The organism is Exiguobacterium sp. E4787 (genome assembly GCF_018618375.1).
Taxonomy (GTDB): domain Bacteria; phylum Bacillota; class Bacilli; order Exiguobacteriales; family Exiguobacteriaceae; genus Exiguobacterium; species Exiguobacterium chiriqhucha.
Genome location: NZ_JACSLY010000001.1, coordinates 456435 through 471917, shown reverse-complemented (window position 1 = coordinate 471917; position 15483 = coordinate 456435). Strand labels below are relative to the sequence as shown.

At 53.7% G+C, this 15483-nt stretch carries 14 protein-coding genes and 1 riboswitch; of the genes, 13 read left to right on the top strand and 1 reads right to left on the bottom strand.

Features of this window, described 5'->3' with window-relative positions:
- Nucleotides 1–181: 181 nt before the first annotated feature.
- The 6 genes from KNP80_RS02415 to gcvH all read left to right on the top strand — a co-directional run bounded on the left by KNP80_RS02415 (nucleotide 182) and on the right by gcvH (nucleotide 7230).
- Nucleotides 182–2593, top strand: a complete 2412-nt coding sequence (locus tag KNP80_RS02415; RefSeq protein WP_214831974.1) for a 3-hydroxyacyl-CoA dehydrogenase/enoyl-CoA hydratase family protein — start codon at nucleotides 182–184, stop codon at nucleotides 2591–2593.
- Between the two features lie 19 nt (nucleotides 2594–2612).
- Complete coding sequence (locus KNP80_RS02410; RefSeq protein ID WP_021065484.1) at nucleotides 2613–3785, top strand: acetyl-CoA C-acetyltransferase; 1173 nt, start codon at nucleotides 2613–2615, stop codon at nucleotides 3783–3785.
- 13 nt (nucleotides 3786–3798) lie between these two features.
- Complete coding sequence (locus tag KNP80_RS02405; protein ID WP_214751791.1) at nucleotides 3799–5583, top strand: acyl-CoA dehydrogenase family protein; 1785 nt, start codon at nucleotides 3799–3801, stop codon at nucleotides 5581–5583.
- A gap of 87 nt (nucleotides 5584–5670) precedes the next feature.
- Entirely contained in the window at nucleotides 5671–6399 is a 729-nt protein-coding gene (locus KNP80_RS02400; RefSeq protein ID WP_251128813.1) for a hypothetical protein, read from the top strand.
- 45 nt (nucleotides 6400–6444) lie between these two features.
- Nucleotides 6445–6807, top strand: coding sequence for an arsenate reductase family protein (locus KNP80_RS02395; protein WP_214717661.1), 363 nt, complete (start codon nucleotides 6445–6447; stop codon nucleotides 6805–6807).
- Nucleotides 6808–6846: 39 nt separating this feature from the next.
- The gene (gene gcvH / locus KNP80_RS02390; RefSeq protein ID WP_021065488.1) at nucleotides 6847–7230 is read left to right on the top strand and encodes a glycine cleavage system protein GcvH; all 384 of its coding nucleotides are present in this window, start codon (nucleotides 6847–6849) and stop codon (nucleotides 7228–7230) included.
- 42 nt (nucleotides 7231–7272) lie between these two features.
- Here the strand turns inward: gcvH and KNP80_RS02385 are convergent, their stop codons facing one another.
- Nucleotides 7273–8325 carry a PTS sugar transporter subunit IIC gene (locus KNP80_RS02385; RefSeq protein WP_214717659.1) on the bottom strand — a complete coding sequence of 351 codons (1053 nt, stop codon included), beginning with the start codon at nucleotides 8323–8325 and terminating at the stop codon, nucleotides 7273–7275.
- Between the two features lie 187 nt (nucleotides 8326–8512).
- Between KNP80_RS02385 and KNP80_RS02380 the strand changes: the two genes are divergently transcribed.
- The 7 genes from KNP80_RS02380 to sufD all read left to right on the top strand — a co-directional run bounded on the left by KNP80_RS02380 (nucleotide 8513) and on the right by sufD (nucleotide 15482).
- Nucleotides 8513–8770: a thioredoxin family protein gene (locus tag KNP80_RS02380; RefSeq protein WP_021065490.1), complete on the top strand. Its 258-nt coding sequence runs from the start codon at nucleotides 8513–8515 to the stop codon at nucleotides 8768–8770.
- Nucleotides 8771–9223: 453 nt separating this feature from the next.
- Nucleotides 9224–9329, top strand: a riboswitch (SAM riboswitch).
- A 77-nt stretch (nucleotides 9330–9406) separates the two neighbouring features.
- Nucleotides 9407–10435: a methionine ABC transporter ATP-binding protein gene (locus KNP80_RS02375; RefSeq protein WP_214833513.1), complete on the top strand. Its 1029-nt coding sequence runs from the start codon at nucleotides 9407–9409 to the stop codon at nucleotides 10433–10435.
- The gene (locus KNP80_RS02370; RefSeq protein ID WP_021065492.1) at nucleotides 10425–11087 is read left to right on the top strand and encodes a methionine ABC transporter permease; all 663 of its coding nucleotides are present in this window, start codon (nucleotides 10425–10427) and stop codon (nucleotides 11085–11087) included. Before KNP80_RS02375 ends, KNP80_RS02370 begins: the two co-directional genes overlap by 11 nt.
- Nucleotides 11088–11117: 30 nt before the next feature.
- Nucleotides 11118–11951 carry a MetQ/NlpA family ABC transporter substrate-binding protein gene (locus KNP80_RS02365; RefSeq protein WP_029595094.1) on the top strand — a complete coding sequence of 278 codons (834 nt, stop codon included), beginning with the start codon at nucleotides 11118–11120 and terminating at the stop codon, nucleotides 11949–11951.
- 101 nt (nucleotides 11952–12052) lie between these two features.
- A complete protein-coding gene (locus tag KNP80_RS02360) occupies nucleotides 12053–13267 on the top strand; it encodes an MDR family MFS transporter (RefSeq protein WP_214831973.1) in 1215 nt (404 codons plus the stop codon).
- Nucleotides 13268–13439: 172 nt separating this feature from the next.
- Nucleotides 13440–14201, top strand: a complete 762-nt coding sequence (gene sufC, locus KNP80_RS02355; protein ID WP_114166887.1) for a Fe-S cluster assembly ATPase SufC — start codon at nucleotides 13440–13442, stop codon at nucleotides 14199–14201.
- Nucleotides 14202–14213: 12 nt separating this feature from the next.
- On the top strand, nucleotides 14214–15482 hold the full coding sequence (gene sufD / locus KNP80_RS02350; RefSeq protein WP_214801377.1) for a Fe-S cluster assembly protein SufD: 1269 nt from the start codon (nucleotides 14214–14216) through the stop codon (nucleotides 15480–15482).
- Nucleotide 15483: the final 1 nt, after the last annotated feature.

Here is a 15483-nt window from a genome sequence, read left to right as displayed (position 1 = left end):
CTGTCTATACCACACTCATCAAAATGTAATCGTCCTGAGCGAAATTGGAACGAATTTGAAAAATGAACGCTTGCGAATGAATTGTCATTCATTTATGATAGAAGAGTAAACACGATGGTGATTGCGATTTTTTTTACGCTTGAAATGAATCACTATTCATTCTCATTGAGGGGGGAACAATATGACGAGTCACATCGAACAATCAGCCGACCTCCGTTTGACGAGTAACATCCGTTTTGCGGTCGTCATCGGTTCAGGAGTAATGGGGGCGGGGATTGCGGCTCACTTGGCGAACGCGGGGATTCGTTCGCTAATGCTCGACATCGTACCACGTGAATTGACGTCGAAAGAAGAAGCGAAAGGGCTCACGCTCGAGTCACCAGAAGTGCGGAACCGCATCGCTTCCGAGAACCGTCAGAAGCTATTGAAACAGAACCCGGCACCGCTCGCGACAGCGGATCATTTGAACTTCATCGACGTGGGGAACTTAGAAGATGATCTCGAGCGCTTGAAGGAAGCGGACTGGGTCATCGAGGTCGTCGTCGAACGGCTCGACGTGAAACAACAGCTGTTCGAAAAGATCGCTCCTTACATCCGTGAAGACGCGATTCTCAGCTCGAACACGTCAGGCATCTCGATCGAGGCGATGGCGAGCGTATTGCCGGAAGGCTTGAAGACACGTTTCCTCGGGACACACTTCTTCAACCCGCCACGTTATTTGAAACTGCTCGAACTCATCCCGACGGAGCAGACGGCACGCCCGGTCATCGACTTCATGGCCCGCTTCGCGGAGGACCGTCTCGGGAAAGGCGTCGTCGAAGCGAAAGACACACCGAACTTCATCGGTAACCGCATCGGTACGTACGGACTCCTCGTCACGTTCGAAGAGATGCTCAAACAGAACGCCTCGATCGGCGAGATGGACTCGATCACCGGACCGCTCATCGGGCGGCCAAAATCGGCGACATTCCGCACGCTCGACGTCGTCGGCATCGACACGTTCGTCCACGTCGCCGGCAATGTCTATGAGACGCTCGACGCAGGTGAAGAGAAGGACACGTTCGACGTCCCAACTGAAATGAAGACGCTCGTCGAGAAGGGCTGGATCGGTCAAAAGGCCGGACAAGGCTTCTATAAGAAAGACGGCAGAGTCATCCAGGAGCTCAACCTTCACACGTTCGAGTACGAACAATTGAAAGCGATTACAGGTCCGGAGCTCGACCAAATCAAATCGCTCCCGGGCTCGAAGGCGAAGTTGAAAGGCGCCATCTTGAACAAAGGACGCATTGGACAACTGCTCTGGCCGGTCACGGCGAAGACGCTCGTCTACTCGGCGCGTCTCACAGGCGAGATCAGTGACTCGATCGTCGCCATCGATGACGCGATGAAGTGGGGCTTCGGCTGGAAGTTCGGACCGTTCGAGACGTGGGACGCACTCGGCGTCGAGAAGTCGGTCGCCCGCATGAAAGCGGAAGGGTATGACGTCCCGGCGTGGATCGACGAGATGCTCGCTGCCGGACACACGACATTCTATAAGGGAGACCAGTATTACGACCAAGCGTCACAGACGTACGTTGAGAAGACCGTCAACCCGAAAGAAGTGAAACTCACGCCGCTCGCCAAGTCGAACGGCATCGTCCTTGAGAACGGTGGGGCCCGCCTCATCGATATCGGCGACGACGTCGTCGCCCTCGAGTTCACGTCACCGAACAATGCGATCGGTGTCGACATCATGCAGATGATTGAACAGTCGATCGACCTCGTCGAGACCGACTTCAAAGGACTTGTCCTTGCCAACGACGGCAAGAACTTCTGTGTCGGCGCCAACCTCGCGATGATGCTCATGGAAGCGGAAGACGAGAACTGGTACGAGCTCGACTGGATCATCAACAAGTTCCAACAAGTCGTCCAGAAGATTCGCTACGCGGGTCGCCCGGTCGTCGTCGCGCCTTACGGCATGACACTCGGAGGTGGGACAGAAATCAGCTTGCCGGCCGCACGCATGCAGGCGGCGCTCGAGACATACATGGGTCTCGTTGAAGTCGGTGTTGGCCTCATCCCAGGTGGGGGCGGAAACGTCAACACGTACCGTCGACTCCTCGAGCAGACGCCGAAGTCGATGCAAAACATCGAGAAAGCGGCGCAACAGACGTTCGAAAACATTGCCATGGCGAAAGTATCGAAGTCGGCCTATGACGCGAAAGCGCTCGGCTATCACCGTCCGGTCGACGGAATCTCGATGAACCGCGACCACTTGACGTTCGATGCGAAACAGACGGTACTCGGTCTCGCTGACGGCTATACCGCACCGGTTCGTGAGAAGTTGCCGGTCGTTGGTCAAACGGGGAAAGCGACGCTCGAACTCGCGGCGTACGAGATGTTCTACGGTGGCTATATCTCTGAACACGATTTGAAGATTGCGAAAAAACTTGCCCACGTCATCAGCGGCGGCGATTTGGCATACGGCACGATGGTCGACGAGCAGTACTTCCTCGACATCGAGCGCGAGGCGTTCCTAAGCCTCATCGGGGAACCGAAATCGCAGCAACGGATGCAACATATGCTCGTCAAAGGCAAGCCACTTCGGAACTGACAAAAGGGGGACTTAACAGATGAGAGAAGCAGTCATCGTGGCCGGCGCACGGACGCCGGTCGGAAAAGCAAAACGCGGTTCGTTCCGAAACGTTCGCTCGGACGAACTCGCGGGTCATGCGATTAAAGCGACGCTCGAGCGGTCTGGCTACACGGGACCAATCGACGACGTCATTATGGGATGCGCCATGCCGGAAGCGGAGCAAGGCATGAATATCGCCCGCTACGCGGCCGTCCGGGGTGGCTTGTCGCACGAAGTACCGGCCATCACGATCAACCGTTATTGCTCGTCAGGCTTGCAAGCCATCGCCGACGCGGCAGCGAAAATCATGATTGGTCAAGCGACGGCGGTCATCGCTGGTGGTATGGAATCGATGAGTCTCGTCCCAATGGGCGGACACGTCATCCGTCCGAACCCGACAATCATGGAGACGGCTCCGGAATACTATATGAGCATGGGGCACACGGCAGAACGTGTCGCGGCTGAATATAACATCTCGCGTGAAGACCAAGACTTGTTCGCGATCGACAGCCACCAAAAAGCGGCGGCAGCGATTGCGGGCGGCAAGTTTGAAGAAGAAATCGTCCCGGTCACGGTCGTCGAGCAAGTGCTCGGCGAAGACGGGAAAGTCGCGGAACGTGAATTCGTCGTCAAACATGACGAAGGCGTCCGTGCCGACTCGACGCTCGAGGCGCTCGGTAAACTGCGTCCGGCGTTTAAAATCAAGGGCTCAGTGACGGCGGGGAACGCGTCACAAGTGTCAGACGGCGCAGCGGCCGTGCTCGTCATGGAGCGCGAAGAAGCCGAACGTCAAGGTTTGAAACCGATGGCGAAATTCCTCTCGTTCGCGGTCGGCGGTGTCCGTCCGGAAGTGATGGGCATCGGACCAGTCGTCGCCATTCCGAAAGCGCTCGAGATGGCCGGCGTGAAGTTGGAAGAAGTCGGATTGTTTGAATTGAACGAGGCGTTTGCGAGCCAATCGCTCGGCGTCATCCGTGAACTCGGGATTGACCCGTCGAAAGTGAACGTCAACGGCGGCGCGATCGCTCTCGGGCATCCGCTCGGTTGCACGGGCGCGAAACTCGCGGTCTCGATCTTGCATGAGATGAAACGACGCAATGAAAAGTATGGGGTTGTGACGATGTGCATCGGTGGCGGTATGGGTGCTGCTGGCGTCTTCGAATTACTATAAGGGGGAATTGACAATGGAACGTACAGAACACGAATTGATTAAAGGCGGTAGCTTCGTCATCGACGCACTCGACGCAGATCGTTTGTTCACACCGGAAGACTTCTCAGATGAGCACAAGATGATTGGCGACACGACGGCGAGCTTCGTCGACGACCGTGTCATGCCTGTCCTTGGACGTATCGAGAAACACGAGTTCGATCTCTCGGTCGAACTGTTGAAAGAAGCGGGCGAGCTCGGCCTCCTCGGCGCGGACGTGCCAGAAGAGTACGGCGGTTATCAGCTCGATAAAATCTCGTCATCGATCATCACAGAGCGGTTCGCCAAAGCGCGTTCATTCGCCCTCAGCTACGGCGCCCACGTCGGCATCGGGACGCTCCCGATCGTCTTCTTCGGGACAGAAGAGCAAAAGCATAAGTACTTGCCGAAGCTCGCTACCGGTGAATGGATTGCCGCGTACGCGCTCACAGAGCCAGGCTCAGGGTCGGACGCGCTCGGTGCGAAAGCGACGGCCGTCTTGAACGAGGCCGGCACGCACTACGTCTTGAACGGGGAAAAACAATGGATCACGAACGCCGGTTTCGCGAACGTGTTCGTCGTCTACGCGAAAATCGACGGCGACAAGTTCAGCGCCTTCATCGTCGAGCGTGACTTCAACGGTGTCTCGACAGGCGCCGAAGAACAGAAGATGGGCATCAAAGGCTCATCGACACGGACGCTCATCTTAGAAGACGTCGAAGTCCCAGTCGACAACCTCCTTGGAGAAATCGGCAAAGGCCACGTCATCGCCTTCAACATCTTGAACGTCGGTCGTTACAAACTTGCGGTCGGTGCGGTCGGTTCGTCGAAACGTGCGTTCGATCTTTCGGTCCAGTACGCGAACGAGCGCAAACAGTTCAAGACGCCGATCAGTCAGTTCCCGCTCATCCAAGAGAAACTTGCGACGATGGCCGCGAACATTTATGCGATGGAGAGCTCGGTTTACCGGACGGGCGGTCTGTTCCAAGACAGCCTCGACGCGCTAGGCGATGACAACATGCGTGACGGTTCGAAAGTTGCCCAAGCCATCGCCGAATACGCGATTGAATGTTCACTCAACAAAGTGTTCGCCTCGGAGACGTTCGACTACGTCGTCGACGAAGCGGTCCAAATCCACGGCGGCTACGGCTTCATGACTGAATATGAAGTCGAGAACTTGTACCGTGACTCACGCATCAACCGCATCTTCGAAGGAACGAACGAAATCAACCGCTTAATCGTACCGAGCACGCTCCTTAAGAAAGCGATGAAAGGCGACTTGCCGCTCCTCGCCGAAGCACAGAAGCTCCAAAAAGAGCTCATGAGCTACATGCCACAAGAACTTGACGGGTCGCCGCTCGCACGTGAGAAGATGCTTCTGTCGAACATGAAGAAAATCAACTTGATGATTGCCGGAACGGCCGTCCAGAAATATCAGCAGGCCCTCCAGAACGAGCAAGAAATCCTTGCGAAGATTGCCGACATCATCAGCGCCATCTATGCGCTTGAAGCGGCCATCGCGCGGACGGAGAAAGCCATCGCCCGCACAGGCGCTGAGAAGAACCAGCAGAAAGTTCGCTATACAGAAATCTTCGCCGAGCAAGTGTTCAAACAAGTCGAACTCATGGCGAAAGAAGTCTTGTATGCGGCCGCATCGGGCGACGAGCAGCGCATGCTCTTGTCGGCGATGAAGAAGTTCAGCCGCTATCAGCCGATCAACGTCATCGGCACGAAGCGCGAAGTCGCAGCGAGCCTCATCAAAGCGAACAAGTTCATCGTCTAAGCAAGCGAGAGAAAGGGTGGCCGGACGCGGTCGACCCTTTCTTTTTGCTGTCTGCGGACGATACAATGGACGAAGGAGGGGATACGCATGAAACGAGATGACTTATTAGAACGGATGGATGCGATCGGCCGCTCGGTCGCCAAGCATGAGGGCACGCTCATGCTGCTCGCACTCGGTTCAATCGGACTTGAGATGGATCGGCTCGACGACTATTCGGACCTCGATTTCTTTTTGATCGTCGAGGACGGGCATAAGGCCCGCTTCATCGACAACTTGGACTGGCTCGCGGTCGAGCCGTTGGCGTACCAGTTCCAAAACACGAAAGACGGGCACAAGGTCATGTATGAGGACGGCATTTACGCCGAGTTTGCCGTGTTCGAGATCGTGGAGATGCCTGGCATCGCCTATACGCCGGGACGTGTCGTCTGGCAGCGTGATGAGGCGCTCGACACGTTCGCGACGCCGAAGCTTGTCACACGCCCTTCAGACGCCGCACATCGCTACGAGGAGGCACTGACGAACCTATACGTCGGACTGCTCAGGGAACGGCGCGGCGAACAGCTCGCCGGCTTCGAACTGATTCAAATCGCGGCTGTCAACAACGTGTTAATCGCGTATGGCGAGACGAGTGACCCGTTCAACCCGACACGTCGGGTCGAAGTGACGCATCCGGAGCTCGTCGCACGTCTTGAGGAGTGGCTCCCCGGATACGGAAAATCGGTCGAGGCGGCCGCGGCCATCCTCGGCCACATCGAGGCGCACCATCCGGTCAATCCGACGCTGAAGCGAGAGATTGTGCGCTTGCTTGAAGCGTGAAGGGTTGAAGCGGAATATGCTACAGTAACAGGAGAGGTGATGAACATGGTGACACTATATGGCTATCCGCCATGCAGTACGTGTAAAAAAGCAGAGAAGTGGTTGAAAGAGAACGGCATCGACTATACATATGTCCATATCGTCGAGGCGACGCCGTCGCAAGACGAGTTGGCTGAGCTATGGAAACAGTCGGGCCTGCCGCTCAAGAAGTTCTTCAATACGAGCGGACAAGTGTATCGGAACGAAGGCATCAAGGACAAGCTACCAAATCTGTCAGAAGACGAACAACTCGAGCTTCTTGCGAGCAATGGTATGCTTTTAAAGCGCCCAATCGTGACAGATGGTCAAAAATCAACTGTCGGATTTTCAGAAAAGTCGTTTACAGACGTTTGGGGCGAAGTGCTATAATACTCGTGTGAGTCTAATTCATTTGAGGGGGAAGTTAAGATGAGCAAAGTACCTGCCAATCTACGTTATTCAAAAGAGCACGAATGGGTTGAAGTGAATGGAAGCGTCGCCCGCATCGGGATCACGGATTTCGCACAAAGCGAACTAGGGGATATCGTCTTTGTCGAACTTCCTGAAGTCGGTGGCACAATCTTACTCGACGAGCCGTTCGGTTCGGTTGAATCGGTCAAGACGGTTTCGGAGCTTTATGCACCGATCTCTGGGAAAATCACAGCGGTGAACGAATCACTCGCCGATTCACCAGAACTCGTCAACGAAGCACCGTTCGAAGGCGCTTGGATGATCGAAGTCGAGTTGAACGACGCGTCAGACGTCGACAAGCTCATGTCAGCCGAAGAATACGAAGCGATGATTCAAGGCTAAACAAAACCCGGTTTCTCTTTACGAGAAGCCGGGTTTTTTTGATTAATCGAAGTCGAGACGGTAATGATCAGGCTCGATGAGCGACGTCCGGTTGAACAAACGATAGAACAGAATCCCGAGTGTGATTGGGATGAGCCCGAATAAGACGACGACGAGCATGACGTTCCAGAGCGCGAATCCTCCCGGCATCAAATGCAAGGCGTTGACCGGACCGATTAGACCCGAGACGCCGAATCCGGCACTGATTGGTGTGCCTTCAATCCGAAGGATACCTGCGAGCGCTCCAAGGATGGCCGCATTGGCGAGTACCGGCAACATCATAATCGGACGACGGACGAAGTTCGCCATTTGAATCTTCGGTGAGCCGAGGAAGTGGGCGATCGACGTTCCGGTCGCGTTCATCTGCCAGCCAGCGATGGCGAGACCGAAGCCGGCAGCGACGACGCCAAGGTTGGCGGCCCCGGCAGCGACACCAGACAGGCTGATGGCTGTGGCAATTCCGACCGTCGAGATTGGCGATACGATGATGAGCGAGAACGCCATCGCGATTAACATGCCCATCACGATCGGTTGCAGTTCAGTCATCGTCATGATGATCGTTCCGACGTACGTCGTAATCTGTGAGATGTAAGTGAGTAGGAACGCGCCGATGCCTCCCGCGACGACGATGACCGTCATCGGCAAGACGAGTACCGTGTATGTCTTCAGGCGTGGCGACAACTGCATGACGAGGAACGTCGCGAGAGCGGCCGTCACACCGGCCGTGATGACGTCACCGATTCCGGCCATGAGGAACGCGCCTTCCTCGATGCGGATGGCGCCACTTCCGACCTGAGTCGCGATGCCGATCGTCCCGGCCTCGAGCGCCGATCGTCCGAACTGCATGGCGACAGCGACACCGATGATGACCGGTAAGAGGCGCATCGCAATCGTCGTCGCATCTAAGATGAACTGCAAGGACGGAAAATACGGCAAGATGGCTTTCGTTAATTCACCGAGCAAAGCGCTCGGGATGAGGGCGATGAGAATGGCAAGACTGAGGCCGTTCAAGACGTTCATTAAAAATTGTTTTCCGGTAAGCTTCTCTTCCGTCATTGGGGATTCACCTGTCCTTTTCTACTGGTTTGCTGTTATGTACAAAAGCGATAAAGTTAATGACCATACTATGCCTCTTTCTGCCGAGCGTCAACAAGAAATGTTGAAATGTTCAGAATTTTCCATTTGAGCACAACTTTTGAACCGATTGGCCCGGATTCATATACTTAGAAGAGAGGTGAGCAAAATGATGACAGACGGATTCTTATATATATACGCCCCAATGTGCGGTACATGCGCCGTGGCCGAGCGGATGCTCTCGGTCGTCGAGGCGGTCGACCCAGAATTGAAGATTGAAAAACGCGATGCCAACTTTATCCCGAACGAACTCGAGGCGTATCAGGTCATGAGCGTTCCGGCGCTATTGAAGCTGGAGAATGGCCAAGTTCGCGATCGTTTGTACGCATTTCAAAACGTCCAGCACGTCCTATCTTTCGTTAAGTGAGATAGGATGATTAGAATAATCTGAAAATTTTAAATAATCAGTTGACACAGAAAGTTCACGAATGATATATTCATTACAACATCTTACTTGAACACAACATAGGACGAGATTTTCCCGTCATCAAGACGTTTTCGAACAACCGCTGCATGAGCTTACGCGATTTCAGGTGGACCTTCCCTTCGATTGTCCCCCAAAAAAATCAAGCGTCGGGGCACCGGTCGCGTAATTGCATGGTCCGTTCGAAGACCGAGTGATGGTTGGGTAAAAATCCCCCATATAAGGATGAATGCTCTGATCGGGCAAAAGAGGTTCATCTATGGGTTGTCCTTCAGTGACTCAAGGTGCTACGTTCTGTGTCATCCTCGGATGGCACCTTTTTTTATTTTGCTGAAAAAAATAGTTTGACATGAAAATAATGTGTCGCTATGATAAAGCTAATCAAATACGCAACCACTCTTATCAAGAGAGGCTGAGGGACTGGCCCTATGACGCCCAGCAACCGCGGAGCAATCCGAAATGGTGCTAATTCCAGCAAGGTGTATACCTTGGAAGATGAGAGCAATCGTTGTCCGTACGATAAAGTACGCACGTTTGCTCAAACGTGCGTACTTTTTTTGTTGTCAGGAGGGAAATGGATTGATTCAATTACGCAATGTGGCCAAATGGTTCGACACGAAAAACGGTCGGGTCCAGGCGGTCGATGATGTGTCGCTTACGATCGAAAGCGGCGAAATTTTTGGAATAATCGGATATTCAGGGGCGGGGAAGTCGACGCTCATCCGTTTGCTCAACCGACTCGAGGCACCGTCAAGCGGTGAAATCGTGGTCGCCGGCAGCGAGCTGACGAAGCTCACGCCGAAGGAACTGCGCGGGGTACGTAAAAACGTCTCGATGGTGTTCCAACACTTCAACTTATTATGGTCGCGCACGGTCGCTGAGAACATCAGCTTCCCGCTCGAGCTCATCGGGGTACCGGCGAGCGAGCGCAAACGCCGCGTCCATGAACTCGTCGAACTCGTTGGCCTCGCCGGACGAGAAGACAGCTATCCGTCACAACTATCAGGCGGCCAAAAGCAGCGAGTCGGGATAGCCCGTGCGCTCGCTACGAATCCAGAAGTGCTCCTCTGCGATGAAGCGACGAGCGCACTCGACCCGAAGACGACGGATTCGATTCTCGAACTGCTCGTCAGCATCAACAAGAAACTCGGTTTGACAATCGTCCTCATCACCCATGAGATGCACGTCATCCAAAAGATTTGTCACCGTGTCGCCGTCATGGAGGCCGGAAAGGTCGTCGAGACCGGGCAAGTCGCCGACGTGTTCCAACACCCGGAACAGCCGATCACGAAAGAGTTCGTCAAACAGATCGGCGCGGTCGAAGACATGTCGCTCACGTTCGAACATTTGAAAGCTCGTTATCCGAGCGGTCAAATCGTCAAGCTCAAATTCTTGAACGAGACGGCCGAACAACCGATCCTGTCGGAAGTGTTGAAGCAGCATGACATCGGCTTCAACATCATCGGCGGAAACGTGACGCAGTCACAAGTCGGTGCCCTCGGGACATTATTCATCCAATTGATCGGAGAGCCGGCTGAAGTCGAGCGGGCCATCGCCTCAATCCGATCACAGGCAGTGGAAGTGGAGGTAGAAAGCGATGTTTCCTAATGTAGATTGGCAAGTCATGTTAGAACAGACGTGGGAGACGCTCTATATGACGCTCGTCGCCGGAGCCGCGACGTTCGTCATCGGTCTCGCCCTCGGGATGCTGTTATATGTCACGAACGAGCCGCTCATGATGAAGAACCGTCCGATTTACACGGTAATCAGCGCGGTCGTCAACATCTTCCGGTCAATCCCGTTCATCATTTTGATTATCTTGCTCATCCCGTTCACGTTACTCGTCGTCGGGACGATGCTCGGGTCAACGGCAGCACTGCCGGCACTTATCATCGGTGCGGCCCCGTTCTATGCGCGGATGGTCGAGCTCGCGCTTCGCGAAGTCGACCGCGGCGTCATCGAGGCGGCTGAGTCGATGGGTGCGACAAAATGGCAGATTGTCTATAAAGTGTTGTTCCCAGAAGCATTGCCGGCCATCGTGTCAGGCATCACGGTCACGATCGTCGCGATCGTCGGTTACACGGCGATGGCAGGGGTCGTCGGCGGTGGAGGACTCGGGAACTTGGCGTTCCTCGAAGGATTCCAGCGTTCACAAAGTGACGTCACGTTCGTCGCGACCGTCTTAATCTTGGTCATCGTCTTCGTCATTCAATTCATCGGCGATCGACTCGTATCTGTAATCGATAAGCGTTCCGCTTAATCTAAATAGAAAATTTGGAGGGGTTTTATAATGAAATCATGGAAAACAGTACTCGGTTTAACGGCAGCTTCAGCACTTACGATTCTCGCGGCTTGTGGCGGCGGGGATTCAGAATCAGGTTCAGGCGATGACAAGACACTTGTCGTCGGCGCATCAAACGTCCCACACGCTGAGATTTTAGAGCACGTCCAAGACGAATACGAAGAGAAGGGCTATACGCTCGAAATCAAGAAGTTCCAAGACTACGTCCTCCCGAACAAGACGCTCGCAGACGGTGAATTGGACGCGAACTACTTCCAACACGAACCGTACCTCGAGTCACAAATGGCTGAAAACAAAGACTACAAATTCGCTTCAGCTGGCGGCGTTCACATTGAGCCGATCGGTGTGTACTCGAAAGATTACGCGTCACTCGATGAGCTTCCAGAAGGCGCTGAAATCATCATGAGCTCGTCGGTCGCTGACCACGGACGTATCCTCACGATGCTTCAATCTGAAGGCTTGCTCACACTCGCGGAAGGCAAGACAACGGACGCGACGGTTTCAGACATCGTCGACAACCCGAAAAACTTGGAGTTCAAGACGGACGTCGAAGCGGCACTTCTCCCGCAAGCGTTCAACAACGGTGAAGGGGACGCGGTCCTCATCAACACGAACTACGCGATTGATGCCGGCCTCAACCCACTCGAAGACGCAATCGCTCTCGAAGGCGAAGATTCACCTTACGTCAACTTGATCGTCACACGTGAAGGCGACGAAGATGATGAGCGCGTCAAAGCACTCCTTGAAGTCCTCACGTCAGAAGAGACACAACAGTGGATTTTGGATGAGTACAAAGGTGCAGTCGTACCGGTCAAACAATAATTTCGTCAAGGCCCGGGCTATCCCGGGCCTTTTTTATTTGCAGTAGTTTTGGTTCACCAATAGAAGTACACTACATATATGTAGGAAAAGGGGGGATCCGGATGAACATACGACACATTCATCCGCTGACGCTGGGTGTCTTGTTTGGCACATTTTTTGCCCGGCTGTCGACATTTTTTGTTATGCCGTTTTTTGCGATTTATCTCGCGACGCTCGGCTTCTCGGCGAGCGTGATCGGGACGGTGTTCGCCATCTCGGCGCTATCGGGGTTGTTCATGAGCTTTTTCGGGGGGACGCTGTCCGATCGCTATGGGCGCAAACAGTTGATGCTGATCGGCATCGTCTTGAACGCCTTGACGTTCAGCGGTTTCGCACTCGTGACAGAGTTATTTTGGTTTTATATGTTCTCGGTACTTATGGGCGTGTCACGGTCGTTCCTCGAACCGGCGTCCCGCGCCCTCATCAGTGATACGACGCAGCCGGACCAGCGCGTCATCGTCTATAACGTCCGTTACTTTTTAATCAACATTGCGGCGGCAATCGGACCATTGCTCGCAGTCGTCTTGTCGCTCACCGGCGCAAAGAGCGCCTTCTTAGTCGTGACGGGCGTTTACGTGATGTACGGACTCGTCATCTCGACGCTGTTCCGAAAGTATCCGTTCGAGGAAGGGGACGGCGTCAAAGTCCGGCCGCGCTTGACGGAGACGTTCCGTGTGTTACAACAAGATAAGACGTTCCGCTTCGTCATCATCGGGATGATTTTTGCCATCATCGGCTATAGTCAGTTCAATGCGACGTTGCCGCAGTTCATCGCTTTCCATGACGGCTTCAGTGACGGCTCGCGCTTGTTCGCCTATCTGTTGACGGTCAATGCGATCACCGTCCTTGTCGTCCAGTATCCAATTATGCGGTTCGGGATGCGGGTGTCACCGATCAAGTCGCTCTTCTTTGGTGTCGCCACGCTGTCGTCGGGACTCCTCCTAATCGGCTTCGCGACCGAGACGTGGGTATTGTTCATCGCGATGGTCATCTTCACGGTTGGCGAAGTGCTCATGTTCACGATGACGGACGTGTTGACGGACGAATTGGCACCGGCTCACCTGCGTGGGACGTATTTCGGGGCGATGGGTTTGACGGCGCTCGGTCAGACGATTGGTCCCGTCATCGGGGGAGTGTTGCTTGATGGATTCGACAATGCAGCGTTGCCAGTGTTTGGAAGTTTGGCCGTATTGACGGCATGCGGCGCCTTCTTCTTCGCCGGCGCCTTGAAAGAACGAAAAGCAAGTTTAGCCTTAATCGAGGAAAAAGTTGGATAAAGTCTTGATTTCCCGATATTCTCATTCTCAACATTTATGTTTTATTGAGAATGAATAATAAGGTGAGTCGCTTGAAATAAAAAATTGCCTAGATTAAGATTAGAATATATCTAATCTACGCCAAAAATGGCGAGAAAACGGAAGGGGTATCCGAATGTCTAACGTACCACACATGAAAATTGATGACCTCCGCGTCTCAATCGAAGGAAAAGAGATCGTCAAAGGTCTTAATCTTGAAATTAAAGGTGGCGAAATTCACGCCATCATGGGTCCTAACGGAACGGGTAAATCTACACTCGCATCGGCACTTATGGGTCATCCATTGTATGAAGTCACAGGCGGAAGCGTTGATTTGAACGGCGAAGACGTACTCGACATGGAAGTCGACGAGCGCGCGCAAGCCGGAATGTTCCTCGCAATGCAGTATCCTGCTGAAATCAGTGGTGTCACAAATGCCGATTTCTTACGTTCAGCAATCAACTCGCGCCGTGAAGAAGGCCAAGAAATCTCACTCATGAAGTTCATCCGTGAACTCGATGCGAAGATGGACGTCCTTGAAATCCCTTCAGAAATGGCACACCGCTATTTGAACGAAGGTTTCTCAGGTGGAGAGAAAAAACGTAACGAGATTCTTCAGATGATGATGATCAAACCGAACATCGCCATCCTCGATGAGATCGACTCGGGTCTTGACATCGATGCGCTCAAAGTCGTCGCCAAAGGCGTCAACGAAATGCGTTCAGAAGAGTTCGGCTGCTTGATCATCACGCACTATCAGCGTCTCCTCAACTATATCGAGCCAGACTTTGTTCACATCATGATGGACGGGAAAATCGTCATGTCAGGTGGCAAAGAACTTGCACAACGACTCGAAGCAGAAGGTTACGACTGGGTGAAGCAAGATCTTGGAATGACAGTAGACACAGAAGCGTAAGGAGGCTGTACGATGACCGTACAATTTGAATTGGATGCACAAGCAGTAGCGGCACGTGCAGAGGCGCTCGGTGGACCTTCATGGATGGTCAACCGTCGCAAAGAAGCAGCAGAACTTGCGCCGACCCTCGCCTTGCCAAAAGTTGAAAAGATCAAGATTGATAAATGGGACTTCGTCTCTGGAGACGTCGAGCTCACGAAGCACGACGGCTTGACGCCTGAAATCGAAGCACTTCTTGGAGACCACCGTACAAACGTGCTCGTTGAACGCAACGGTCATGTCGTCTACAACGAACTTGCGACGCCAGAAGGTGTCCTCTTCATGGGCATCAACGAAGCAATGGAACAACATCCAGAGCTCGTCGAGAAGTACTTCATGACGGAAGGTGTCCGCGTGGACGAAGAACGTTTGTCTGCGTTGAACGCTGCCCTCATGAACGGCGGTGCGTTCTTATACGTACCGAAGAACGTACAATTAAAAGATCCGCTTCAAGCCATCTTCACGATGGAACAAGCGAACGGTGCGCTCTATCACCACACGATCATCGTCGCAGACGAAGGCAGTGAATTGACGTACGTCGAGAGCTTCCTCTCGAACACGAACGAGCCGCACACGGTCAACGCCGTGACAGAAGTGTTCGCTGCCGCGAACGCGAAAGTCGTCTTCGGTGGTGTCGATCAGCTTGCTGAGTCGGCCCTCTCGTTCATGAACCGCCGCGGTGTCGTCTATGAGAACGCACGCCTCGAATGGGCGCTCGGACACATGAACGACGGCAACTCGGTTGTCGAAACGAAAACGCACCTCGTCGGGGACAACACGTTCTCAGACACGAAAGCCGTCACGATCGGTCGTGGCGCACAGAAGCAAAACTTCAACATCCGGACGGACCATTTCGGGAAGTCTTCAGAAGGGTTCATCTTGATTCACGGTGTCCAAAAAGATTCGGCCACGGCCATCTTCAGCGGAACATCGATGATTCACCATGGCGCTTCGAAATCGAACGGCGTTCAAACGGAACGTGTACTCATGTTGTCTGAAAAGGCACGTGGGGATGCGAACCCGATCCTCCTCATCGATGAGGACGACGTCATGGCAGGTCACGCCGCTTCGGTCGGACGCGTCGACGACGTGCAGCTCTACTACTTGATGAGCCGTGGTTTGTCACGTAAAGAAGCCGAACGGTTAATCATTCACGGATTCTTGAACCCGGTCGTCGAGCAGCTCGCGATCGAGTCGGTCAAAGACCGTCTCCGTGAAGTCATCGAAGGGAAAGTACGTTAAG

Bases quoted from the DNA above. Each gene is read 5' to 3' on its own strand.
- KNP80_RS02415 (WP_214831974.1), top strand. From the start codon at position 182: ATGACGAGTCACATCGAACAATCAGCCGACCTCCGTTTGACGAGTAAC.
- KNP80_RS02410 (WP_021065484.1), top strand. From the start codon at position 2,613: ATGAGAGAAGCAGTCATCGTGGCCGGCGCACGGACGCCGGTCGGAAAA.
- KNP80_RS02405 (WP_214751791.1), top strand. From the start codon at position 3,799: ATGGAACGTACAGAACACGAATTGATTAAAGGCGGTAGCTTCGTCATC.
- KNP80_RS02400 (WP_251128813.1), top strand. From the start codon at position 5,671: ATGAAACGAGATGACTTATTAGAACGGATGGATGCGATCGGCCGCTCG.
- KNP80_RS02395 (WP_214717661.1), top strand. From the start codon at position 6,445: ATGGTGACACTATATGGCTATCCGCCATGCAGTACGTGTAAAAAAGCA.
- gcvH (WP_021065488.1), top strand. From the start codon at position 6,847: ATGAGCAAAGTACCTGCCAATCTACGTTATTCAAAAGAGCACGAATGG.
- KNP80_RS02385 (WP_214717659.1), bottom strand. From the start codon at position 8,325: ATGACGGAAGAGAAGCTTACCGGAAAACAATTTTTAATGAACGTCTTG.
- KNP80_RS02380 (WP_021065490.1), top strand. From the start codon at position 8,513: ATGATGACAGACGGATTCTTATATATATACGCCCCAATGTGCGGTACA.
- KNP80_RS02370 (WP_021065492.1), top strand. From the start codon at position 10,425: ATGTTTCCTAATGTAGATTGGCAAGTCATGTTAGAACAGACGTGGGAG.
- KNP80_RS02365 (WP_029595094.1), top strand. From the start codon at position 11,118: ATGAAATCATGGAAAACAGTACTCGGTTTAACGGCAGCTTCAGCACTT.
- KNP80_RS02360 (WP_214831973.1), top strand. From the start codon at position 12,053: ATGAACATACGACACATTCATCCGCTGACGCTGGGTGTCTTGTTTGGC.
- sufC (WP_114166887.1), top strand. From the start codon at position 13,440: ATGAAAATTGATGACCTCCGCGTCTCAATCGAAGGAAAAGAGATCGTC.
- sufD (WP_214801377.1), top strand. From the start codon at position 14,214: ATGACCGTACAATTTGAATTGGATGCACAAGCAGTAGCGGCACGTGCA.